This window comes from Sphaerotilus sp. FB-3 (assembly GCF_023706025.1).
GTDB classification, from domain to species: Bacteria; Pseudomonadota; Gammaproteobacteria; order Burkholderiales; family Burkholderiaceae_C; genus Sphaerotilus; species Sphaerotilus sulfidivorans.
The window spans coordinates 195,046-214,952 of sequence record NZ_BQWE01000016.1 but is presented as its reverse complement, the minus strand read 5'-3'; the positions used below and the strand labels follow the sequence as shown (position 1 = coordinate 214,952).

The 19,907-nt window shown below is 68.9% G+C and carries 23 protein-coding genes; 5 read left to right on the top strand and 18 right to left on the bottom strand.

What is annotated here, in order from left to right:
• Positions 1-21: 21 nt before the first annotated feature.
• From NFT33_RS09220 to hemE, 3 genes are all read right to left on the bottom strand, one after another.
• Positions 22-1,257: a GNAT family N-acetyltransferase gene (locus NFT33_RS09220; RefSeq protein WP_251674781.1), complete on the bottom strand. Its 1,236-nt coding sequence runs from the start codon at positions 1,255-1,257 to the stop codon at positions 22-24.
• A gap of 350 nt (positions 1,258-1,607) precedes the next feature.
• Positions 1,608-3,707 carry a primosomal protein N' gene (locus NFT33_RS09215; protein WP_251674780.1) on the bottom strand — a complete coding sequence of 700 codons (2,100 nt, stop codon included), beginning with the start codon at positions 3,705-3,707 and terminating at the stop codon, positions 1,608-1,610.
• 135 nt (positions 3,708-3,842) lie between these two features.
• A complete protein-coding gene (hemE, locus tag NFT33_RS09210) occupies positions 3,843-4,925 on the bottom strand; it encodes a uroporphyrinogen decarboxylase (RefSeq protein WP_251674779.1) in 1,083 nt (360 codons plus the stop codon).
• A gap of 155 nt (positions 4,926-5,080) precedes the next feature.
• Between hemE and NFT33_RS09205 the strand changes: the two genes are divergently transcribed.
• From NFT33_RS09205 to NFT33_RS09195, 3 genes are read left to right on the top strand one after another with little or no spacing between them, the layout of a single operon-like run.
• Positions 5,081-5,713: a LemA family protein gene (locus NFT33_RS09205; protein ID WP_251674777.1), complete on the top strand. Its 633-nt coding sequence runs from the start codon at positions 5,081-5,083 to the stop codon at positions 5,711-5,713.
• 7 nt (positions 5,714-5,720) lie between these two features.
• Positions 5,721-6,647 carry a TPM domain-containing protein gene (locus tag NFT33_RS09200; RefSeq protein WP_251674775.1) on the top strand — a complete coding sequence of 309 codons (927 nt, stop codon included), beginning with the start codon at positions 5,721-5,723 and terminating at the stop codon, positions 6,645-6,647.
• 21 nt (positions 6,648-6,668) lie between these two features.
• Entirely contained in the window at positions 6,669-7,184 is a 516-nt protein-coding gene (locus NFT33_RS09195; RefSeq protein WP_251674773.1) for a TPM domain-containing protein, read from the top strand.
• A 135-nt stretch (positions 7,185-7,319) separates the two neighbouring features.
• Here NFT33_RS09195 and NFT33_RS09190 read toward each other — a convergent pair whose 3' ends face one another.
• From NFT33_RS09190 to NFT33_RS09135, 12 genes are all read right to left on the bottom strand, one after another.
• Positions 7,320-7,736 carry a F0F1 ATP synthase subunit epsilon gene (locus NFT33_RS09190; protein WP_251674771.1) on the bottom strand — a complete coding sequence of 139 codons (417 nt, stop codon included), beginning with the start codon at positions 7,734-7,736 and terminating at the stop codon, positions 7,320-7,322.
• A 107-nt stretch (positions 7,737-7,843) separates the two neighbouring features.
• Complete coding sequence (gene atpD / locus NFT33_RS09185; protein ID WP_251674769.1) at positions 7,844-9,256, bottom strand: F0F1 ATP synthase subunit beta; 1,413 nt, start codon at positions 9,254-9,256, stop codon at positions 7,844-7,846.
• A 49-nt stretch (positions 9,257-9,305) separates the two neighbouring features.
• The gene (gene atpG / locus NFT33_RS09180) at positions 9,306-10,190 is read right to left on the bottom strand and encodes a F0F1 ATP synthase subunit gamma (RefSeq protein WP_251674768.1); all 885 of its coding nucleotides are present in this window, start codon (positions 10,188-10,190) and stop codon (positions 9,306-9,308) included.
• 14 nt (positions 10,191-10,204) lie between these two features.
• A complete protein-coding gene (gene atpA / locus NFT33_RS09175; protein WP_220787035.1) occupies positions 10,205-11,743 on the bottom strand; it encodes a F0F1 ATP synthase subunit alpha in 1,539 nt (512 codons plus the stop codon).
• Positions 11,744-11,822: 79 nt separating this feature from the next.
• Entirely contained in the window at positions 11,823-12,356 is a 534-nt protein-coding gene (locus NFT33_RS09170; RefSeq protein WP_037483080.1) for a F0F1 ATP synthase subunit delta, read from the bottom strand.
• A gap of 1 nt (position 12,357) precedes the next feature.
• Positions 12,358-12,828 carry a F0F1 ATP synthase subunit B gene (locus NFT33_RS09165; protein WP_037483075.1) on the bottom strand — a complete coding sequence of 157 codons (471 nt, stop codon included), beginning with the start codon at positions 12,826-12,828 and terminating at the stop codon, positions 12,358-12,360.
• Positions 12,829-12,887: 59 nt separating this feature from the next.
• Positions 12,888-13,136: a F0F1 ATP synthase subunit C gene (gene atpE / locus NFT33_RS09160; protein WP_012348532.1), complete on the bottom strand. Its 249-nt coding sequence runs from the start codon at positions 13,134-13,136 to the stop codon at positions 12,888-12,890.
• 162 nt (positions 13,137-13,298) lie between these two features.
• Positions 13,299-14,183 carry a F0F1 ATP synthase subunit A gene (atpB, locus tag NFT33_RS09155; protein WP_251674766.1) on the bottom strand — a complete coding sequence of 295 codons (885 nt, stop codon included), beginning with the start codon at positions 14,181-14,183 and terminating at the stop codon, positions 13,299-13,301.
• A gap of 31 nt (positions 14,184-14,214) precedes the next feature.
• Entirely contained in the window at positions 14,215-14,736 is a 522-nt protein-coding gene (locus tag NFT33_RS09150) for an ATP synthase subunit I (protein WP_149502462.1), read from the bottom strand.
• Positions 14,737-14,995: 259 nt separating this feature from the next.
• On the bottom strand, positions 14,996-15,901 hold the full coding sequence (locus NFT33_RS09145; RefSeq protein ID WP_220787032.1) for an SMP-30/gluconolactonase/LRE family protein: 906 nt from the start codon (positions 15,899-15,901) through the stop codon (positions 14,996-14,998).
• A 107-nt stretch (positions 15,902-16,008) separates the two neighbouring features.
• Positions 16,009-16,524: a GNAT family N-acetyltransferase gene (locus tag NFT33_RS09140; RefSeq protein WP_220787031.1), complete on the bottom strand. Its 516-nt coding sequence runs from the start codon at positions 16,522-16,524 to the stop codon at positions 16,009-16,011.
• A gap of 11 nt (positions 16,525-16,535) precedes the next feature.
• The gene (locus NFT33_RS09135; RefSeq protein ID WP_251674764.1) at positions 16,536-17,234 is read right to left on the bottom strand and encodes a cytochrome b/b6 domain-containing protein; all 699 of its coding nucleotides are present in this window, start codon (positions 17,232-17,234) and stop codon (positions 16,536-16,538) included.
• Positions 17,235-17,333: 99 nt separating this feature from the next.
• Between NFT33_RS09135 and NFT33_RS09130 the strand changes: the two genes are divergently transcribed.
• Together NFT33_RS09130 and NFT33_RS09125 are read left to right on the top strand one after the other, a co-directional pair.
• Positions 17,334-17,786, top strand: coding sequence for a c-type cytochrome (locus NFT33_RS09130; protein WP_251674762.1), 453 nt, complete (start codon positions 17,334-17,336; stop codon positions 17,784-17,786).
• A 63-nt stretch (positions 17,787-17,849) separates the two neighbouring features.
• The gene (locus tag NFT33_RS09125; RefSeq protein ID WP_251674760.1) at positions 17,850-18,200 is read left to right on the top strand and encodes a DUF2834 domain-containing protein; all 351 of its coding nucleotides are present in this window, start codon (positions 17,850-17,852) and stop codon (positions 18,198-18,200) included.
• Position 18,201: 1 nt separating this feature from the next.
• Here NFT33_RS09125 and NFT33_RS09120 read toward each other — a convergent pair whose 3' ends face one another.
• From NFT33_RS09120 to NFT33_RS09115, 3 genes are read right to left on the bottom strand one after another with little or no spacing between them, the layout of a single operon-like run.
• On the bottom strand, positions 18,202-19,041 hold the full coding sequence (locus NFT33_RS09120) for a helix-turn-helix domain-containing protein (RefSeq protein WP_251674758.1): 840 nt from the start codon (positions 19,039-19,041) through the stop codon (positions 18,202-18,204).
• A 16-nt stretch (positions 19,042-19,057) separates the two neighbouring features.
• Positions 19,058-19,468 (bottom strand): PhzF family phenazine biosynthesis protein, encoded by a 411-nt coding sequence (locus NFT33_RS19390; RefSeq protein ID WP_446829212.1) that lies wholly within the window; start codon positions 19,466-19,468, stop codon positions 19,058-19,060.
• Positions 19,351-19,896, bottom strand: coding sequence for a PhzF family phenazine biosynthesis protein (locus NFT33_RS09115; RefSeq protein ID WP_446829213.1), 546 nt, complete (start codon positions 19,894-19,896; stop codon positions 19,351-19,353). The genes NFT33_RS19390 and NFT33_RS09115 overlap by 118 nt, the downstream gene beginning before the upstream one ends.
• Positions 19,897-19,907: the final 11 nt, after the last annotated feature.

The following is a 19,907-nucleotide window of genomic DNA, read 5'->3' as shown; positions in this document are numbered from 1 at the left end:
AAGCGGCGGACCGGACTGGCTTCAGGTCGAGGTCGACGTGACCTGGGTCACGCTACCTGCAGATGTACGGCCAGGTACCGAGACAGGCTCAGAGGCTCCACGACTTTCGGACAGGCCCTCGGCTGCACCGGCATCGGTCGTCTCGGCCGCACGGCGGCGCGACTGGCGCAGCCGCTCGGCCGCCAGCATCGCCGCACCGGCGACCCGGTTGCCCGGCACCAGCAGCGCGCCCAGCTCGCGCCGGCCCGGCCAGAGCTTGCTGATGAAGGAGTCGGACGAGGCACCGCTCTCGAACATCGTCAGCTGCGGGCAGCGCTCGCGGCCCTGGCGGATGAACTCGATCTCGTTGAGCATGCCGGGGCCGAACTTGCGCAGCTCCGGATCCCAGCCCACCTTGAAGGCAAAGCCCATCGTGCCGGAGATGAAGTTGCAGGTCGAGGCGATCGCGCGGCCGTCGAGCCGCAGCTCGGTGAACAGCGCGCGGCCCTCGGCGTCGAAGCGCGCCACCATCTCGCGGAAGAAGGCCTCCTCGGCCGGCACCGCACGCACCGAGGTGCCCGACTCGCCCTTCCAGCCCTGATGCTCCAGATGCAGGAAGTTCTCCACCGCCGACGCCGGCAGCGGCTCGCCCTGGCCGAGGCAGTGCCAGCTCAGCTCGCCCATCTCGGCCAGCCGGCGCCGGCAGCGGTTGATCTCGTTGAGCTTCTTGCCGAGCAGCTCGCGCAGCATGTCCTCGCCGCAGCGGCTCATGTCGAGCATCGCGCGCTCCTGCGGGCCCAGACTCAGCATCGACAGGCCGCGCCGGTCGGTCTGGCGAGCCAGCGCGCGCGCCAGCGGGCCGTCGCAGTCGGTCTTCGGCAGCACCAGACCCTGCCAAGGCGACAGGCCGCCGATGGCGCGCATCAGCGCGGCAACCGCCGCGTCCAGCCGCTCGGCCTCGAGCAGCAGCCCGCCCAGGAAGCTGTGGCAGGACAGGTAGGCACTCAGATGCGGCCACGGAAAGCTGCGGCTGCCCGGACTGCGCCGGAACACGCCGACGCCGACCAGCTCGCGCGCCGCCCCGGTGCCGGCCTCGATCCAGGCAATCACCGGCCGCAGGCTGGCATCGAGATGCCGCAGCGCCGGCAGCACGAAGTGCGGCGACAGATAGACGTTCGGCTCGGCCGCACGCGACTCCAGCCCGGTCCAGGCCTGCAGCTCACGCGCGTCCAGCTCTTCAGGCCGGCGCCAGCGCACCTCGAGATGTTCTGCGCGCATGCTCGATCTGTCCTCCACAACCTGGGCCAGACCCGCTGCACGCGTGCGCTGTACCGATGATGCGCCCCCCTGAGGCGACTGATGATGACTGGCGCTGCTCTTGTCGATCGATCCCACGACTCCCCCCTCTGTACAGCTTCCGCCCCCGCAGGCATGGGGCTTGCCCATGCGCCTGGGCTGGCAGACGAGGGTTGTACTCCAGATCTGCGGGATCGGATGCACGTCCACCCCCCGCAAGTAAGTGTCTGTAACCAATGCGTTGCCGAAAGCTTAAGCCAGACTGAAGACGGTTGACAACTGTGGCAAATCCTCACGACTCGGCGAGGACTCGGCTCGCCAGTGGCCCGTGCTCAGATCGCCAGAGGATCCACATCGAGCGCCCAGCGCAGCACCCGGGCCTCGCCGGTGCGCGCAGCCGCCTGCTGCAAGACCGGCTGCCAGCGCGCCAGCAGCCGGTGCAGCGCCTGGCGTGACGAGGCCTCGAGCAGCATCTGCGCGCGCTCGACATCGGCGACCCGCTGGATGGGCGCGGGCACCGGCGGGAAGATCAGCACCTCGGCCGCCTCGGGCCAGTCCAGCGTCGCGGCCGACACCGTCTCGAGAAAGTCGCAGGCGGCCTGCTGGCTGCGGGCCTCGGCGCGCAGCAGGGCCTGGAAGGCGTAGGGCGGCATCGCCGCCGATTCGCGCTCGAGCAGCTGCGCGGCGGCGAAGGCCGGATAGTCATGCCGGCGCAGCGCCGCATAGAGCGGATGCGCCGCATGCCAGGTCTGCAGCCAGATCTCGCTGCGCCCGGCCAGCTCGGCGTCGCGCCCGGCGCGCCCGCCGGCCTGCATCAGCAGCGCGAACAGCCGCTCGGGCGCGCGGAAGTCGCTGGAGAACAGCGCCGCGTCGGCCTGCACCGCCGCCACCAGCGTCATGCGGCGGAAGTCGTGGCCCTTGGCGACCATCTGCGTGCCGACCAGCACATCGATCTCGCCGTCGTGCACCTGCGCGAGCTGGCTTTCCAGGCTGCCCTTGTGGCGGGTGGTGTCGGCGTCGATGCGGCCGATGCGCGCGCCGGGCAGCAGCTCGGCGATCTGCTCCTCGAGCCGCTCGGTGCCTCGGCCCATCGGCTGCAGGTCCGGGTCGCCGCAGCTCGGGCAGGCGAAGGGCACGCGCTCGGAGAAGCCGCAGTGGTGACAGCGCAGCGTGCGGTCGCTGCGGTGGAAGACCCGCCAGGCGCTGCAGTGTGCGCAGTCGCTCTTCCAGCCGCAGGAGGTGCAGTGCAGCACCGGCGCATAGCCGCGGCGGTTCAGCAGCACCAGGCTCTGCTCGCCGCGCTCCAGGCGCTCGCGCATGGCATCCACCAGGGGCGGCGCCAGCGGCTGGCTGTAGACCGCGCGCTTGCCGAACTGCGCGGCGATGCGCGCCAGGTCGACGGTGCGCACCCGCGGCAGCGCGCCGCCGCCGATGCGCGCAGGCATGTCCAGGCGGCGGTAGCGCCCCGCCCCGCCTTCGGCCGTCGGCAGCGCGTTGTGCCAGCTCTCCAGCGAGGGCGTGGCCGAGCCCAGCAGCACCGGCACCCCCTCGGATCGGCCGCGCCAGACCGCCAGGTCGCGGGCCGAGTAGCGCGCGCCCTCCTGCTGCTTGTAGGACGGATCGTGCTCCTCGTCGATCACGATCAGGCCCAGGCGCGGCAGCGAGGCAAAGATCGCCATCCGGGTGCCCAGCACCAGATCCGCGCGCCCCCGATGCGCTGCCAGCCAGCCCTGCAGCCGCTGCGCCGGTGTCAGGCCGCTGTGCAGCGACACCAGGCGCCGGCCGGGAAAGCGTGCGGCCAGGCGCGCCTCCAGCTGCGGCGTCAGGTTGATCTCCGGCACCAGCACCAGCACCTGGCCGCCGGCCTCGAGCACCCGCGCGGCCTCGCGCAGATAGACCTCGGTCTTGCCGCTGCCGGTGGCGCCGAACAGCAGCACCGGCCCGGGCGGCATCGCCGCGAGCTGCGCCAGCACCTCGCGCTGCTCGTCGGAGGGCTCGGGCAGCGGAGTGGCGGCGGCAGGATCGGCCGACGGGGACGATGCGGCCTTTGCGGCTTCCCGGTCGAGCTTGTCGCCACGGCGCAGCCGGCGCGCGAGCTGCGTGGCGTCCAGCTCGCGCAGGTCCGGCGGCAGCGCGCTCAGCGCCACCTCGCCGAGGCTGCGCTGGTAGTAGCCGGCCGCGAAGGCCGCCAGCCGGCGCCAGGCCTCGCCCAGCGGCGGCAGCGCGTCCAGCACCTGGGCGATCTCGCGCAGCGCGACCGCCGCGCCCTCGCCGTCCGGACGGGCCGCCTCGTCGCCCGGGCCCCAGACGATGCCGCAGACCTCGCGCCGGCCCAGCGGCACCCGCACCAGCGTGCCCGACGGCCAGGGCTCGGGCGCCAGATAGTCCAGCAGCGGATCGAGCGGGCTGTGGCGCGGCAGATCCACCAGCACCTTCAGCCGCACGCTCGTCCGGCCGGGCTGTGAATAATCCGTGACACTTTCCACTGAAGCTGTGGATAACTCTGTAGAGAAGTCCTGATGAGCTGCTTCAAGTCCTTGTCACGCAAGGACTTTCTACAGATTGCCTCAAAAACGGGCAGATGCGGCCGCGCGCATCGCGCGCGAGTGGCGGTGCACCGTCTCGACCAGCACGGTGACCGCCTCCGGCGGGGTGTGCTGGCTGATGCCATGGCCGAGGTTGAAGACATGGCCGGCATGCGGGCCGAAGCTCTCCAGCACCCGGATCGCCTCGCGCTCGATCGCCTCCGGGGTGCCGAACAGCACGTTCGGATCCAGGTTGCCCTGCAGCGCCACCTTGTGGCCGACCTGCTCGCGGGCGCGGCCGAGGTTGACCGTCCAGTCCAGGCCCACCGCGTCGGTGTCGCTGGCGGCGATCTCGTCCAGCCACAGGCCGCCGCCCTTGGTGAAGACGATGCGCGGGATCTGCACGCCGTCGTGCTCGCGCTTGAGCTGCGCCAGCACGCGCCGGGTGTAGGCCAGGCTGAATTCCTGGAAGGCGCCGTCGGCCAGCACGCCGCCCCAGCTGTCGAAGATCATCACCGCCTGCGCGCCGGCCTCGATCTGGGCGTTCAGGTAGGCAGCGACCGAATCGGCGTTGACCGCCAGGATGCGGTGCATCAGGTCCGGCCGGCGGTACATCAGCGACTTGACCAGACGGTAGTCGTCGCTGCCGCCACCCTCGACCATGTAGCAGGCCAGCGTCCACGGGCTTCCGGAGAAGCCGATCAGCGGCACGCGGCCACTCAATGCCCTGCGGATCGAACTCACCGCATCGAACACATATTGCAGCTTCGCCATGTCCGGAACCGCCAGGTCCGCGACCGCGGCCTCGTCACGGACCACCTTGGCGAACTTCGGCCCCTCGCCGAGCGCGAAGCTCAGGCCCAGGCCCATCGCGTCAGGCACGGTCAGGATGTCGGAGAACAGAATCGCCGCATCGAGCGGGTAGCGCTCCAGCGGCTGCAGCGTGACCTCGGTGGCGTAGTCGACATTCGTCGCCAGGCCCATGAAGCTGCCGGCCTGCGCGCGGGTGGCGCGGTACTCCGGCAGATAGCGTCCGGCCTGGCGCATCAGCCAGACGGGCGTGTGGTCGGTGGGCTGGCGGCGCAGCGCGCGCAGGAAGTTGTCGTTCAGGAGGGGGGCATGCATGGTGGCGGGATTGTAGAAGTGCGCCTGACATGCGCCTGCCGTCGGCCGTCATCCGGCCCTCAGCCGCTTGCGCTAGTCTTGGCAGGTCTTGATCTGTGTCGAAGTACGCAGCCTGACACAGTTTCACAGTCACGACACCTTCGGAGGGATCCCTGATGTTCCTGAGCCTCTTTTCATGGCCATCGCTGCGCCTGGGCGCCGCCCTGCTCCTGGCCGCCGTGCTGTCGGGCTGCGGCTACAACGACTTCCAGCGCCTGGACGAGCAGGTCAAGTCGAGCTGGGCCGAGGTGCTCAACCAGTACCAGCGCCGTGCCGACCTGGTGCCCAATCTGGTCGCCACCGTCAAGGGCGAGGCGAACTTCGAGCAGGAGACGCTGACCAAGGTGGTCGAGGCGCGCGCGAAGGCCACCTCGATCCAGGCCACGCCGGAGCTGATCAACGACCCCGCCGCGTTCAAGCGCTTCCAGGATGCGCAGGGCGAGCTCTCCGGCGCGCTGAGCCGCCTGCTGGTCGTCACCGAGAACTACCCGAACCTGAAGGCCAACCAGGGCTTCCAGGATCTGCGCGTGCAGCTCGAGGGCACCGAGAACCGCATCACCGTGGCGCGCAACCGCTACATCCAGGCAGTGCAGGACTACAACATCCTGGCGCGCAGCTTTCCCAGCAACCTGACCGCGATGATCTTCAGCTACGAAGTGAAGCCGAGCTTCACGGTGGCCAACGAGGCGCAGATCAGTGCGCCGCCGGCGGTGAGCTTCGACAAGCCGGCTCCGGCCGCGTCGCGCTGAGCCGGTCATGAGACTCGCACGCGGCTTCCTGCGCTGGCTGGCCGGATGCCTGCTGCTGCTGGCCCTGGGCGCACCGGCCCAGGGGCTGCAGCCGGTGCCGGCACTGTCGGACCGGGTGATCGACCAGGCCGGCGTGCTCGGCAGCAGTCGGGCCGCGCTGGTCGAGCAGCTCGCGCGCATCGAGCGCGAGACCGGCGCGCAGCTGGTGGTGCTGACGGTGGCCACGACCCAGCCCGAGGACATCACCGCCTATGCGCACCGGGTGGCCGACCAGTGGAAGATCGGCCGGCGCGAGATCGGCGACGGTCTGCTGATCGTCGTGGCGGTGCAGGACCGGCGCATGCGCATCGAGGTGGCCCGGACGCTGGAGGGCGCGGTGCCCGACGTGGTGGCCGGGCGCATCATTCGCGAGCGCATGGCGCCGGCCTTCCGCCAGGGCGACTATGCCGGCGGCATCGCGGCGGCGGTCAGCCAGATCGACGGCCTGATCCGCGGCGAGAAGCTGCCGCCGCCCGACACCCGGGGCGAGAGCGGCTCGCACGGCACCGAGGACGAGGGCATGATCTGGGTGCTCACCGGCGTCTTCGTGGTGCCGATCGTCGCCCGGGTGCTGGTCAGCCTGGCCGGCCGGCTGCTCGGGCCGCTGCTCAGCGGCGGGGCCTGCGCGCTGCTCGGCGCCTCGCTGGGCGGCGGCGCGATGATTCCGATCGTGGCGCTGGGCGTGCTGGGCTTCGGGGTGGCGGTGCTGATGGCGATCAGCTCGGCGATCATCCGGGTGACGGATGCCCGTGGCGGCGGCAGCTTCGGCGGCGGCTTCGGTGGGGGCAGCAGCGGCGGCGGGAGCTGGGGCAGCGGCGATTCTTCCTCGGGCGGCGGCTTCTCGTCGGGCGGCGGCGGCAGCTTCGGCGGAGGCGGCTCCTCGGGCGGCTGGTGAGCGCAGGCACAGGAACACCTCATGACCCACACCCCCCTGCGCATGCTGCGCCATCTCGCCACCGGCCGGCGCGCGGTGAAACGCGCGCTCGATGCGACCGCGCTGCAGCGGCTGCAGCAGGCCATCACCGCCAGCGAACAGGGCCATGACGGCCAGATCCGCCTGTGCGTCGAGGCGGCGCTGCCCTGGCGCTATCTGCGCGGGCGGGCCAGCCCGCGCGACCGGGCGCTGACGATGTTCGCCAAGCTGCGCGTCTGGGACACCGAGCGCAACAACGGCGTGCTGGTCTATCTGCTGCTGGCCGACCGGGCGATCGAGGTGGTGGCCGACCGGGCGCTGCACCGCCGGATCGCACCGGCCGACTGGCAGACGCTGGTCGAGGCGATGCGCGGCCCGCTGCACGAGGGCCGTCACGAGCAGGCGCTGCAGACCGCGGTGGCCACGCTCGACGGCTGGCTGCGCCAGCATTTTCCCGCCGACCCCAGCTCGGCCGGCACGCGCGACAACGAGCTGCCGGACCCGGTCGAACTCGGCTGAACCGGCCCGGGAGACGCCGCCAACAGCCCCAATGACAACGCCCGCGAGGCCTGGGCCTTCGCGGGCGTTGGGGTGTGTCGTGGTCGGTGCGCACCTGCGGCAAGCCGCAGGCAGTCACGCGGTCACGCAGTCACATCACTTGCGACGCAGCTTCTGGATCGCGGCGATCTGGGCGGCCATCAGCGCGAATTCGCTCTGGGCCTTGGCCAGATCGATGTCGCTCTTGGCGTTCTTCATCGCTTCCTCGGCCACGCGCTTGGCTTCCAGGGCCTTGGCCTCGTCGAGGTCATGACCGCGGATCGCGGTGTCGGCCAGCACGGTCACGCGGTCGGGCTGCACCTCGAGAATGCCGCCGGCCACGAACACGAATTCTTCCTGGCCGTTGTCGGCGCGCTCGATGCGCACCGCGCCCGGCTTGATGCGGGTGATCAGCGGCGTGTGACGGGGCAGGATGCCCAGCTCGCCGTTCTCGCCCGGCAGCGCGACGAACTTCGCCTCGCCCGAGAAGATCGACTGTTCAGCCGAGACGACGTCCACGTGGATCGTTGCCATGGTGTTCCTTCGTTGGTTTGAAGAGAGTCAGGAGACGGAGGTGGCGGCGCCGCCCGCAGCCACCCGCACGGGGCGGGCACGGACACGGGCAGCGGCCGTCAGCCGGCTCACTGCATCTTCTTCGCCTTCTCGAAGGCCTCGTCGATCGTGCCGACCATGTAGAAGGCCTGCTCCGGCAGGTGATCGCACTCGCCGGCGACGATCATCTTGAAGCCACGGATGGTTTCCTTCAGCGGCACGTACTTGCCCGGCGAGCCGGTGAACACTTCCGCGACGTGGAAGGGCTGCGACAGGAAGCGCTGGATCTTCCGGGCGCGAGCCACGGCCAGCTTGTCTTCCGGCGCCAGTTCGTCCATGCCCAGGATCGCGATGATGTCGCGCAGTTCCTTGTAGCGCTGCAGGATGCCCTGCACCGAACGGGTCGTCGTGTAGTGGTCTTCGCCGATGACGTTCGGGTCGATCTGGCGCGAGGTCGAGTCGAGCGGGTCGACGGCCGGGTAGATGCCCAGCGCGGCGATGTCACGCGACAGAACGACGGTGGCGTCCAGGTGACCGAAGGTGGTCGCCGGCGACGGGTCGGTCAGGTCATCCGCGGGAACGTAGACGGCCTGGATCGAGGTGATCGAGCCGACCTTGGTCGACGTGATCCGCTCCTGCAGACGGCCCATTTCCTCGGCCAGCGTCGGCTGGTAGCCCACCGCGGACGGCATGCGGCCCAGCAGCGCGGACACTTCGGTGCCGGCCAGGGTGTAGCGGTAGATGTTGTCCACGAAGAACAGCACGTCACGGCCTTCGTCACGGAAGGATTCCGCGATCGTCAGACCGGTCAGCGCCACGCGCAGACGGTTGCCCGGGGGCTCGTTCATCTGGCCGTAGACCATGGCGACCTTGGACTCGCCCAGGTTCTCCAGGTTCACGACGCCGGAATCGGCCATTTCATGATAGAAGTCGTTGCCCTCGCGGGTACGCTCGCCCACACCAGCGAACACCGACAGACCGCTGTGGGCCTTGGCGATGTTGTTGATGAGTTCCATCATGTTCACGGTCTTGCCGACGCCGGCGCCACCGAACAGACCCACCTTGCCGCCCTTGGCGAACGGGCAGATCAGGTCGATCACCTTGATGCCGGTTTCCAGCAGCTCCTGCGACGGGCTCAGCTCGTCGTAGGCCGGGGCCTTGCGGTGGATCGACGCCGACAGCTCGTTGCTGACCGGGCCGCGCTCGTCGATCGGGCTGCCCAGCACGTCCATGATGCGGCCCAGCGTGGCCGGGCCGACCGGCACGGTGATCGGAGCACCGGTGTTCTTCACCTCGATGCCGCGACGCAGACCGTCCGACGAGCCCAGCGCGATGGTGCGCACCACGCCGTCGCCCAGCTGCTGCTGCACTTCCAGCGTCAGCGCGCTGCCTTCGAGTTTCAGCGCGTCGTAGATCTTCGGCATCTGGTTGCGCGGGAACTCCACGTCCACCACGGCGCCGATGCACTGAACGATCTTGCCCACTGCTTGAGTAGTCGCCATTTTTCGTTCCTTCAATCTTGATTCGTTGCGTCTGTCGCCCGGACCCGCATCAGCCGCCCAGGGCCGCGGCGCCGCCGACGATTTCGGACAGTTCCTTGGTGATGCCAGCCTGACGGGTCTTGTTGTAGACCAGCTTCAGGTCGGCGATCAGCGTGCCCGCGTTGTCGGTGGCGGCCTTCATGGCCACCATGCGCGCCGACTGCTCGGACGCCATGTTCTCTGCCACGGCCTGGTAGACCAGGGCCTTGACGTAGCGCACCATCAGGTCATCGATGACCAGCTTGGCGTCCGGCTCGTACAGGTAGTCCCAGCCGTGGGCCTGCTTCTCGGCCTCGGACTGCGACAGACGATCCGTCGACAGCGGCAGGAGCTGCTCGACGCGGGGCTCCTGCTTCATCGTGTTGATGAAGTTGGTGTAGCAGAGATAGACCGCGTCGAGCTTGCCCTCGGCGTACTGGTCCAGCAGGATCTTGACCGGGCCGATCAGCTTCTCGAGGTGGGGCACGTCGCCGAGCTGGGTCGCCTGCGCGACCACCTTGGCACCGACCCGGTTCAGGAAACCGAGACCCTTGTTGCCGATCGCCACGGCCTGCACCTTGGTGCCGGCCGCCTCGAGCTCGCGCATCTTGTTGGTGACCACGCGCAGCACGTTGGTGTTCAGACCGCCGCACAGACCCTTGTCGGTCGAGACGACGATCAGGCCCACCTGACCCGTGCCACTGTTCTTCACCACGAACGGATGCTTGTACTCGGGCGTCGCCTGCGACAGGTTGGCCGTGATGATGCGGATCTTGTCCGCATACGGACGAGCCGCACGCATGCGATCCTGCGCCTTGCGCATCTTGGACGCGGCGACCATCTCCATGGCCTTGGTGATCTTCTTCGTGTTCTCGAAGCTCTTGATCTTGCCGCGAATTTCCTTGCCTGCCGCCATGACGCTGCTCCGGTTTAGGCGAAGGACTTCTTGAACGCGGTGATCGCGGCGTTCAGTGCCGCTTCCGCATCCTTGTCCATCGCCTTCTTGTCCTCGAGCGTCTTCAGCAGCGCGCCGTGGCTGGTCTTCAGGAACTGGTGCATGCCGGCTTCGAAGGCCAGGACCTTCTTGACCTCGATGTCATCCAGGAAGCCCTTGTTGACCGCATACAGCGTGGCCGCCATCAGGCTGATCGACTGCGGGGCGTACTGCGACTGCTTCAGCAGCTCGGTCACGCGGGCACCGCGGTCGAGCTGGCGCTTGGTCGCGGCATCCAGGTCGGACGCGAACTGCGCGAACGCAGCCAGTTCACGGTACTGCGCCAGATCGGTACGGATACCGCCGGACAGGCCCTTGATCAGCTTGGTCTGGGCAGCGCCACCGACGCGCGACACCGAGATACCGGCGTTGATCGCGGGACGGATGCCGGCGTTGAACAGGCTGGTTTCCAGGAAGATCTGACCGTCGGTGATCGAGATCACGTTGGTCGGAACGAAAGCGGACACGTCGCCGGCCTGCGTCTCGATGACCGGCAGAGCGGTCAGCGAACCCGTCTTGCCCTTGACTTCACCCTTGGTGAAGGCTTCGACATAGTCGGCGTTCACGCGAGCGGCACGCTCGAGCAGACGGCTATGGAGATAGAACACGTCGCCAGGGAAGGCTTCGCGGCCCGGCGGGCGGCGCAGCAGCAGCGAGACCTGGCGATAGGCAACGGCCTGCTTGGACAGGTCGTCATAGACGATCAGCGCGTCCTGACCGCGATCGCGGAAGTACTCGCCCATCGTGCAGCCGGTGTAGGCCGACAGGTACTGCATGGCGGCCGACTCGGAAGCCGACGCAGCCACGACGATGGTGTAGTCCAGAGCGCCGTTCTGTTCCAGCGCGCGCACCACGTTCTTGATCGACGAAGCCTTCTGGCCGATCGCGACGTAGACGCAGGTCATGTTCTGACCCTTCTGGTTGATGATCGCGTCGATCGCCACCGCGGTCTTGCCGGTCTGGCGGTCGCCGATGATCAGCTCGCGCTGGCCACGGCCGATCGGCACCATCGAGTCGATCGACTTCAGGCCGGTCTGGACCGGCTGGTCCACCGACTTCCGTGCGATCACGCCCGGCGCGACCTTCTCGACGACGTCGGTCATCTTCGCGTTGATCGGACCCTTGCCGTCGATCGGCTGGCCCAGCGCGTTGACGACACGGCCCATCAGCTCGGGGCCGACCGGCACTTCCAGAATGCGGCCGGTGCACTTGACCGTGTCGCCTTCGGAAATGGTCTCGTACTCGCCCAGGATCACGGCGCCGACGGAGTCACGCTCCAGGTTCAGCGCCAGACCCAGGACACCGCCCGGGAACTCGAGCATTTCGCCCTGCATCACGTCGCTCAGGCCGTGGACTCGGACGATACCGTCCGTCACCGAAACCACGGTGCCCTGATTGCGGATGTCGGCGGCGGCGCCAAGGCCGTCGATGCGGCTCTTGATCAGTTCAGAAATTTCTGCGGGATTCAATTGCATAGCTTGCTCCCAATCCAGCCGATCCGGCGCGCCGCCAGGGTATGCGCGGCACGCGGACCAGCCAGAGGATGGATTCGATTCAAGCGCTCAGCGCCACCTTCATGCGTTCGAGTCGGGCCTTGACGGAGGTGTCGAGCACCTCGTCGCCCACCACCACGCGGATGCCACCGATCAGCTCAGGCTCCAGCTCGACACGGGCCGACAGCTTGCGCGCGAAGCGCTTCTCCAGGCTTGCCACGACCTCGGCGAGCTGCTCGCCTTCGATCGGGTAGGGGCTGTAGATCACGGCATCGGACACGCCGGAGGCGGCGTTGACCAAGGCTTGGAACTGCTCGGCGATGGCGGGAAGCGCCACGAGGCGACCGTTCTCGATCACGGTGCGCAGGAAGTTCTGCACACCCGTCTCGAGCGGCATGCCGGCGACGCTGCTGATCAGGTCGAAGACCTGGTCGGCGGTCACCTTCGGGCTGTCGGCGAACTGGCGCAGCTGCTCGTCGGAAGCAACCGCGCTCAGCGCGGCGACCTGGCGGCTCCAGGCCGCCACGTCACCCTTCGAGGCGACCTGGAACAGGGCTTCGGCGTAGGGACGTGCGATGGTAGTGAGCTCGGCCATGTCACAGCTCCGTCTTCAGGCGGGTCAGCAGCTCGGCGTGCACGCCGGCGTTGACTTCGCGCTTGAGGATCTGCTCGGCGCCCTTGACGGCCAGTGCGGCGACCTGCGAGCGCAGGGCTTCGCGGGCCTGGATCGACTGCTGCTGGGCTTCGGCCTTGGCAGCGGCGACGATCTTTGCACCTTCGTCTTCGGCGCGGCGCTTGGCCTCGTCGACGATGGCCTGGGCGCGCTTCTCAGCGTCGGCCAGCAGCTTGGCGGTCTCGTTGCGCGATTGGACGAGCTGTTCCTCGACGCGCTTGTTGGCGCTCTGGAGTTCCAGCTTGGCCTTGTCGGCCGCAGCCAGACCGTCCGCGACCTTCTTGGCGCGGTCATCGAGCGCCTTCGTGATCGGCGGCCACACGAACTTCATCGTGAACCACCAGAGGATCGCGAAGACCACGATCTGCGCCAACAGTGTTGCGTTCAGATTCACGGCTTCGACCTTTCTCGTGTAAGTCGTTTAGGGGAACAGGGAACGACGAGAAAGACCGATTACTTCAGGACGAACGGGTTCGCGAAGGCGAACAGCATCGCGATACCGACGCCGATCAGGAAGGCCGCGTCGATCAGACCGGCCAGCAGGAACATCTTGGTCTGCAGCTCGTTCATCAGCTCCGGCTGGCGAGCCGAGGCTTCGAGGTACTTGCCACCCATCAGGGCGATACCGATACAAGCGCCGATCGCGCCCAGACCGATGATGATGCCGCAAGCCAGAGCGACGAGACCGAGGACGTTTTCCATGATTGCTCCTAAGAGAGGTTGTTGACGGACGGAAGGGAAAGGGAAACCGGGATGCGGGCGCGACTCCGGTCTCACCGGCCTTTTCAGGCCGGCGTGACTGTGACAGATTTCGCGCAGAAGATCGATGCCGATCGGCATCGATCCAGGTGCTTCAGGACCAGATCAGTGCTTGTCGTGCGCCTGGCCGACGTACACCAGAGTCAGCATCATGAAGATGAAGGCCTGCAGCGTGATGATCAGGATGTGGAAGATGGCCCAGGCCGCACCAGCGACGATCTGGCCGAACCACAGGGCGATGCCACCGAAGGAGCCGAAGCCCACCGCACCCATCAGCGCGATCAGCATGAACACCAGCTCGCCGGCGAACATGTTGCCGAACAGTCGCATGCCGTGCGAGATGGTCTTGGCCAGGAACTCGATGATCTGCAGCGTGAAGTTGATCGGGGCCAGCAGGATCGCGGCCGGGCCGTGTGCATGGAACGGCGCCGAGAACAGTTCGCCGACCCAGCCGCCCAGACCCTTGATCTTGATGCTGTAGTACAGGCAGGCCAGCAGCACGGTGACCGACATGCCCAGCGTCACCGACAGGTCGGCGGTCGGCACGACGCGCAGGTAGGCGTGGTGCGGATCGTGGCCCATCACACCGTAGACCCAGGCCCACAGACGCGGCAGCAGGTCCAGCGGCAGCAGATCCATCGCGTTCATCAGGAAGATCCAGACGAAGGCGGTCAGCGCCAGAGGAGCGACGACCTTGCGCGACTCCTCGTTGTGGATGATGCCCTTGGCCTGGGTGTCGACCATCTCGACCAGGAACTCGACTGCGGCCTGCATGCGGCCCGGCACGCCCGAGGTCACGCGGCGCGCCACGCTCCACAGCAGGAAGCATCCAACGACGCCCAGCAGGATCGAGAAGAACAGCGAGTCCAGCTTCAGGACCGGATCGGTCAGCGAGAAGTCGGCAATGCCGGTCTGGGCACGGTTGGTCAGGTGGACCAGGTGGTGGGAGATGTACTCCCCCGCGGTCGGAGCGTGTTGATCGGCAGCCATCGTCTTCTCTCGAACGGTTGTCTTTTGTGTCTTAAGACCGATTGGTTGTCACCCGACCCTGCCACAGCAGAGCCAGCCAGTTCATCTTCATGCACACGATCATCGTGACCAGCAGGGCCGGCCAGCTCAGATCAGGCACGACCAGGACCGCTGCGGCCAGCATGGCCACCGAGACCCCGATCTTCAGGAACTCCCAGAACATGAAATTGAACGCAGCAACGTTCGCCTTCACCTCCGGCAGCCGGTTCATCCGGGTCATGCCGCGCGCAAGAAGCGCCGTCGGCACCACCACGGTGGCCGCGCCGTAAAGCGCGGACCAGACCGCTCCCCGCCCCGTGATGACCAGCCAGCACAGCACCGTCATCACCAGACCTGCCGCGGCTTGCGCCGCCACCACCCGCCACGGAGAGAGCTGCGGGAGACGGCTTCGAAGGGCTTGCGCCTCTTCCTTCGTCAGGCTCTTGAATTCTTCCTGTCCATCCTCAGCTGATGCTTCATCGAGGTCGACCTGCGCCGGGAACGTCCCGGATGTGCTTGTCTTCACGCTGTTCATCGGCTGGTTTGGCAAAACCACCGAATTATACGTGGAAACCCCGACAGCTTCGACGTTTCAGCATCGTTTCAGCGCATCGTGCAGCGACCGCCCCTGAAGCGTGCACGCGATACAACACTGCGCCAGGCTCGTGCATTCATTCGCGGGTTGATCACACTTGACGGTCCAGGGTCGTGATGATGTGCAAGATCGATGACATTGCGCTTTCACCAGGACGCACCATCACGGTGCTTCAGCGTCTTGAATCCGCCGAATCCGCTCAGTCCAGAGCGAACTGCGCCGGCAGGCCCGGCACCTCGACCCGGAGCGCCAGCACGCAGCCGGCCAGCGGCTGAGCGGCCAGCTCCTCGGCCGGGCGGTTCTCGCGCGCGGTGGTGATGTAGAGGGTCTTCAGATCAGCCCCGCCGAAGCAGGGCATGGTCGGGCAGCGCACCGGCAGACGGATCTCGCGCAGCACCTCGCCGGCCGGCGACAGCCGCAGCACCCGCTGGCCCTCGAACATCGCCACCCAGTAGCAGCCCTCGGCATCGACCGCGGCGCCATCGGGGCGGCCGCCATAGCCGTCGAGCGGCTGGCCCGCCTGCTTGACGGGGAAGGACGCGAACACCCGCCGGCGCGACAGGCTGCCATCGTGGGCATCGACGTCGAAGGCGTGAACAGTGTGGGACTTGGTGTCCGACCAGTACATCGTGCGGCCGTCCGGACTCCAGCCCAGCCCGTTCGAGACGGTGATGCCGTCGGCCATGCGGCGGAGCTCGCCCTGCGACCAGCAGTAGAGCGCCGCCAGCGCCGGATCGCGCGGCTCGTAGATCGTGCCGACCCAGAAGCGGCCGAGCGCATCGCTCTTGCCATCGTTGAAGCGCTCCCGGGCGGGATCGTAGGGCGGCTCGGCCAAGCGGGTGCGCTCGCCGCTGGCCGGATCGAAATGCCACAGGCCGTCGCGCATCGCCAGCATCAGGCCACCGCCAAGCCGCGGCGCCAGGCTGGCCGGCTCGACGGGAAAGTCCCAGGCCGCGGTCGCGCCGCTGGCCGGATCGAGCCGGTGCACGCGCCGGCCAGGAATGTCGCACCAGTAGAGCACCTGCTCCTGCGGATGCCACATCGGCGATTCGCCGAGCAGGCAGGGGTCGCTGACGGCGCGGATCGGGGTGCGGGTGTCGTCCATCGGGCAGGTCTCCGGGGAAGCTCGAAAACCCGCGATCCTAGCGCCGTACCGCGATGTAACCCGACTGCGGCGCTGCAGGTCGGCAGATCGGCAGATCGGCAGACGGATCAGTAGCGGCTGCCGCCGCCGCTGCCGTCCAGCTCGGCACGCAGATAGTGCGCGCCGGGAATCGGGTTGTAGTAATAGGGCGGCACCTCGACGAAGCCCAGCGAGGCGTAGAGCTCGCGCGCGGCCTCCATGTCGTCCAGCGTATCGAGCAGCACCGAGGAGTAGCCTGCCAGGCGCGCCGCATCCAGCAGCGCCTCGGCCAGCTGACGGCCCAGCCCGAAGCGCCGGAACGCGCGGCGCACATACAGGCGCTTCATCTCGCAGGCGTTCGGGTAGTCGACATCGGTCAGCCGCCGCAAGGCACCGCAGCCCGCCACCTCGCCATCGATCAGCGCCAGCAGCAGCGTGCCGTCGGGCGCGGCATAGGGCGCCGGCAGCCCGGCCAGCTCCGCATCGAAATCCTGGAAGCACAGGTCGAACGACAGGCTGGCGGCGTAGTCACGGAAGATCTCGCGGGCGGCTTCGACCAGGGCCGGCGTGTCCGCGACGACAAGTCGTGTCTCGGGTTGGTCCATGGCGCCGCAGTCTAGCCGCCCTGCGCACCCACCCAGGCGGCCAGCGCCACCGCCGCCGCCACGATCGCCAGCGCCAGCGCGCGAGTGCGAAGATCGTCACGCGAGGCCGGCACCTCGGCGGGCAGCAGCTTGTCGCCACCGAGCATCGGGCGCACCAGGTCGGTGCCGCGCAGGCGGTAGAAGAGGATCGCCGCCAGGTGCAGGCCGATCATGCCCAGCAGCAGCCACTGGCCCCAGCTGCGGTGCCAGGAGGTGGCCTTCAGGGCCAGCTCGGAGTCGACCCAGGCGTACAGCGGCCCGGTGAAGGCGATCTCGTCGTCGCTGATGAGGCCGGTGCCCAGCTGCAGCGCCACCAGCGCCAGCAGCGCGAACACCGACAGCGCACCGGTCGGGCTGTGGCCGGCGTCGAGATGTTCGCCCGGCCGCGGCTGGCCGCGCAGATGGCGCATCAGCGCGCCCGGCCCGTGCACGAAGCTGGCAAAGCGCGACCAGTGCCCGCCCGCCAGCCCCCAGACCAGCCGGAAGGCCAGCAGCGCCAGCACCGCCAGCCCCAGCCGGGAATGCCAGACCATCGCATTGCCGCCGATCTTGGCCGAGACCACCGCGCCGGTCACCGCCAGCGCCAGCAGCCAGTGGAACAGCCGGGTCGGAAGATCCCAGATCCGCACCCGCACCAGCGTGGTCGACGGGGGGGAAGAAGTCGGATTCATCAAGTGTCCTGCATCATGAAGAGCCTCAGGGCGAAGGCTACACTGGCCCGGACCCCCGGGTCACGCCTGATTTCCATGTCCGACCGGAGAACCCTGCCGATGAAACGCCTCTGCCTCGCCCTGTGCACCGCCACCGGCCTGCTGGCCGCCCTGCCCGCCAGCGCCCAGTTCCAGAAGCCCGAGGACGCGATCAAGTACCGCAAGGCCAGCTTCACCGTGATGGCCGCCCACTTCGGCCGCATCGGCGCGATGGTCAACGGCAAGGCGCCGTTCGACGCCAAGGCCGCCGCCGAGAATGCCGCGCTGCTGGCTGCGCTGGCGCCGCTGCCCGGCACCGCCTTCGGCCCCGGCACCGACAAGGGCGAGACCCGCGCCGCCCCGGAGATCTGGACCGAGTCGGACAAGTTCAAGGCCGGCATGACCAAGATGACCGAGGAGGTCAACAAGCTCAACGCCGCAGCCAAGACCGGTGACCTGGCCCAGATCAAGGCCGCCTTCGGTGGCGCCGCGCAGACCTGCAAGAGCTGCCACGACAGCTACCGCAAGGATTGATGCGCGGACGGTGATGTCGCATCCGTCCTATCCGGCCGCCGCCGGGCGGGCCACGATGGGCGCATGCACTCCCCTGCCCTCGCTCCGCTGACCCGCCGCGTGCTGCTGGCCCTGGCCCTGGCCGGACTGCTGCTGACATGGCTGTACAACCTGCGCTACCTCGCCGGTGGGGGCAGCCTGATGCCCGGCCCCTTCTTCCAGGCCGCCTTCGCCAACGACCTGACGACGGCCATCACGCTCGATGTCTATCTGGCCGCTCTGGCGTTCAGCCTCGGCGTGGCGGCCGACCAGGGCGCCGGTCGCGCACGCTGGTGGGCCGTCGCAGCGACCTTCGGCATCGGACTGGCCGTGTCCCTGCCGGGCTATCTGTGGTGGCGCAGTCGGCCGACCGGACGCGACGCGTCGACACCCTGATTCACCGGCGTGCGTCACGCAGACGCATCAGCCGGTGCGAGGCCAGCGCCCAGCCCGGGCCGTCCGGCCGTGCAGAGGCCAGCAGAGCCCCCAGCGGCGCCCCGGCCAGCCGCCGCAGGTCGCGACCGAGGTGAGACTGGTCGCAATAGCCCGCCTCCAGCGCCAGCGCGGCCCCCGCACCGGAAAATCCACCCGGATAGTGCAGTGCCAGCGACAGCGCCGCGTTCAGCCGCACCAGCCGCTGGAAGGTGCGCGGCGTCATCCCGATCAGCGCCTGGCAGCGCCGCTCCAGCTGGCGCTGCCCCAGGCCGAGCCCGTCACCGGCCTGTGCGCCCAGGCGACCGACCTGCGTGCACAGCCGCTGCGCCTGTGCCAGATCGTCGCCTCGCGCCTGCCGCGCCAGCGCACGACGCACGCTGTCGGCCAGCGCCGACAGACGCCCGGCCGCGTCCGCGGCCTGGTCCAGCGCCTCTTCGGCCCGCGCAGCCTCGTCCGGTCCGGCCAGCGCTGCCCACGGCAGCACCGTGTCGACCCGCGCCGCGCCGGTCGCTCCCGTCACGCCCATCAGCACGGCCGCCGCCTCGGGTCGCAGCACCAGCCCGAGTGCCGTCAGGTCGCATGCATGTGCGTGCCGCGTCGGCACGGTGCTCGGCGCATGAAAGGTGATCGGCGGGCACAGCACCTCGGCGGCCTGCCCGGCCGGTCGCAGCAGCCGCGCCGTCAGCATCGCCTGCGGCATCGCCGGAAAGCGCGACGGCCCCTGGCCGGCGGCCAGTCGCACCACCACGGCCCCCTCGACCCAGGGTGCGAGATCCGGCGCGACCGCGAAGGCCTGGAGCATCGCGACGCCCGCCGGCTCAGAGCCGCAGCGTCCCGCTGACGCAGCCGACCACGTCGCCGGCGATCCACACGCCGGCGTTCTCGCCCGCCGCGATGCGCTCCACATGGACCCGCCCGTCGCGGCCGAGCGCGTGGCCCTGTCCGGCCACATAGCACGCTGGCAGCAGGCCCGCGCCGGTCAGCCACTGCGCCAGCCCGGCGTTCAGGCTGCCGGTGACCGGATCCTCCGGCACGCCCAGCTCCGGCACGAAGGCCCGCACCTCGACATCGACCTCGCCGCCGGCCGGCCAGGCGCCGACGACGCCGATCTTCAGCCCGGCCGCCGCCATCGTCGCGAAGTCGGGCTGCAGCGCGCGCACCGCCGCCGCATCCGCCAGCCGCACGCCGAGCCAGCCGGGGCCGTTGTCGATCCATTCCACCTGCAGCACCTCAGGCGCAGCCAGCCGCAGCGCGGCCAGCACCTGGGCGACGGTGGCCGCATCGCCGCGCCTGCCCCGTTCACGTCCACTCGGCGCACCCGCACCCGGCCCACGCCGCACTCCTGCACCACCTCGCCGGCGCGCTGCGGCACGCCGCCCGCGTCCAGCCAGGCCTGGGCGCTGCCCAGCGTCGGATGACCCGCGAAGGGCAGCTCGCCGCCGGGCGTGAAGATGCGCACCCGGTAGTCGGCGGCCGGGTCGGTCGGCGGCAGCAGGAAGGTGGTCTCGGAGAGATTCGTCCAGCGTGCACAGGCCGCCATCTGCGCGTCGCTCAGGCCCTCGGCGTCGATCACGACCGCCAGCGGATTGCCGAGCAGAGGCGTGGCGGTGAAGACATCGAGCACCGCATAGCGGCGCGGCAGGGCAGCAGCGTTCATGGTCAGGTCGT

What these genes read in the sequence shown, in the direction of transcription:
- NFT33_RS09115 (WP_446829213.1), bottom strand. Translation starts at nt 19,896, where the DNA reads ATGAACGCTGCTGCCCTGCCGCGCCGCTATGCGGTGCTCGATGTCTTC.
- atpD (WP_251674769.1), bottom strand. Translation starts at nt 9,256, where the DNA reads ATGGCGACTACTCAAGCAGTGGGCAAGATCGTTCAGTGCATCGGCGCC.
- NFT33_RS09200 (WP_251674775.1), top strand. Translation starts at nt 5,721, where the DNA reads ATGAGACTCGCACGCGGCTTCCTGCGCTGGCTGGCCGGATGCCTGCTG.
- NFT33_RS09130 (WP_251674762.1), top strand. Translation starts at nt 17,334, where the DNA reads ATGAAACGCCTCTGCCTCGCCCTGTGCACCGCCACCGGCCTGCTGGCC.
- NFT33_RS09140 (WP_220787031.1), bottom strand. Translation starts at nt 16,524, where the DNA reads ATGGACCAACCCGAGACACGACTTGTCGTCGCGGACACGCCGGCCCTG.
- NFT33_RS09190 (WP_251674771.1), bottom strand. Translation starts at nt 7,736, where the DNA reads ATGGCAACGATCCACGTGGACGTCGTCTCGGCTGAACAGTCGATCTTC.
- NFT33_RS09205 (WP_251674777.1), top strand. Translation starts at nt 5,081, where the DNA reads ATGTTCCTGAGCCTCTTTTCATGGCCATCGCTGCGCCTGGGCGCCGCC.
- atpB (WP_251674766.1), bottom strand. Translation starts at nt 14,183, where the DNA reads ATGGCTGCCGATCAACACGCTCCGACCGCGGGGGAGTACATCTCCCAC.
- NFT33_RS09145 (WP_220787032.1), bottom strand. Translation starts at nt 15,901, where the DNA reads ATGGACGACACCCGCACCCCGATCCGCGCCGTCAGCGACCCCTGCCTG.
- NFT33_RS09220 (WP_251674781.1), bottom strand. Translation starts at nt 1,257, where the DNA reads ATGCGCGCAGAACATCTCGAGGTGCGCTGGCGCCGGCCTGAAGAGCTG.
- atpA (WP_220787035.1), bottom strand. Translation starts at nt 11,743, where the DNA reads ATGCAATTGAATCCCGCAGAAATTTCTGAACTGATCAAGAGCCGCATC.
- atpE (WP_012348532.1), bottom strand. Translation starts at nt 13,136, where the DNA reads ATGGAAAACGTCCTCGGTCTCGTCGCTCTGGCTTGCGGCATCATCATC.
- NFT33_RS09135 (WP_251674764.1), bottom strand. Translation starts at nt 17,234, where the DNA reads ATGAATCCGACTTCTTCCCCCCCGTCGACCACGCTGGTGCGGGTGCGG.
- NFT33_RS09195 (WP_251674773.1), top strand. Translation starts at nt 6,669, where the DNA reads ATGACCCACACCCCCCTGCGCATGCTGCGCCATCTCGCCACCGGCCGG.
- hemE (WP_251674779.1), bottom strand. Translation starts at nt 4,925, where the DNA reads ATGCATGCCCCCCTCCTGAACGACAACTTCCTGCGCGCGCTGCGCCGC.
- NFT33_RS09120 (WP_251674758.1), bottom strand. Translation starts at nt 19,041, where the DNA reads ATGCTCCAGGCCTTCGCGGTCGCGCCGGATCTCGCACCCTGGGTCGAG.
- NFT33_RS09150 (WP_149502462.1), bottom strand. Translation starts at nt 14,736, where the DNA reads ATGAACAGCGTGAAGACAAGCACATCCGGGACGTTCCCGGCGCAGGTC.
- NFT33_RS09125 (WP_251674760.1), top strand. Translation starts at nt 17,850, where the DNA reads ATGCACTCCCCTGCCCTCGCTCCGCTGACCCGCCGCGTGCTGCTGGCC.
- atpG (WP_251674768.1), bottom strand. Translation starts at nt 10,190, where the DNA reads ATGGCGGCAGGCAAGGAAATTCGCGGCAAGATCAAGAGCTTCGAGAAC.
- NFT33_RS09170 (WP_037483080.1), bottom strand. Translation starts at nt 12,356, where the DNA reads ATGGCCGAGCTCACTACCATCGCACGTCCCTACGCCGAAGCCCTGTTC.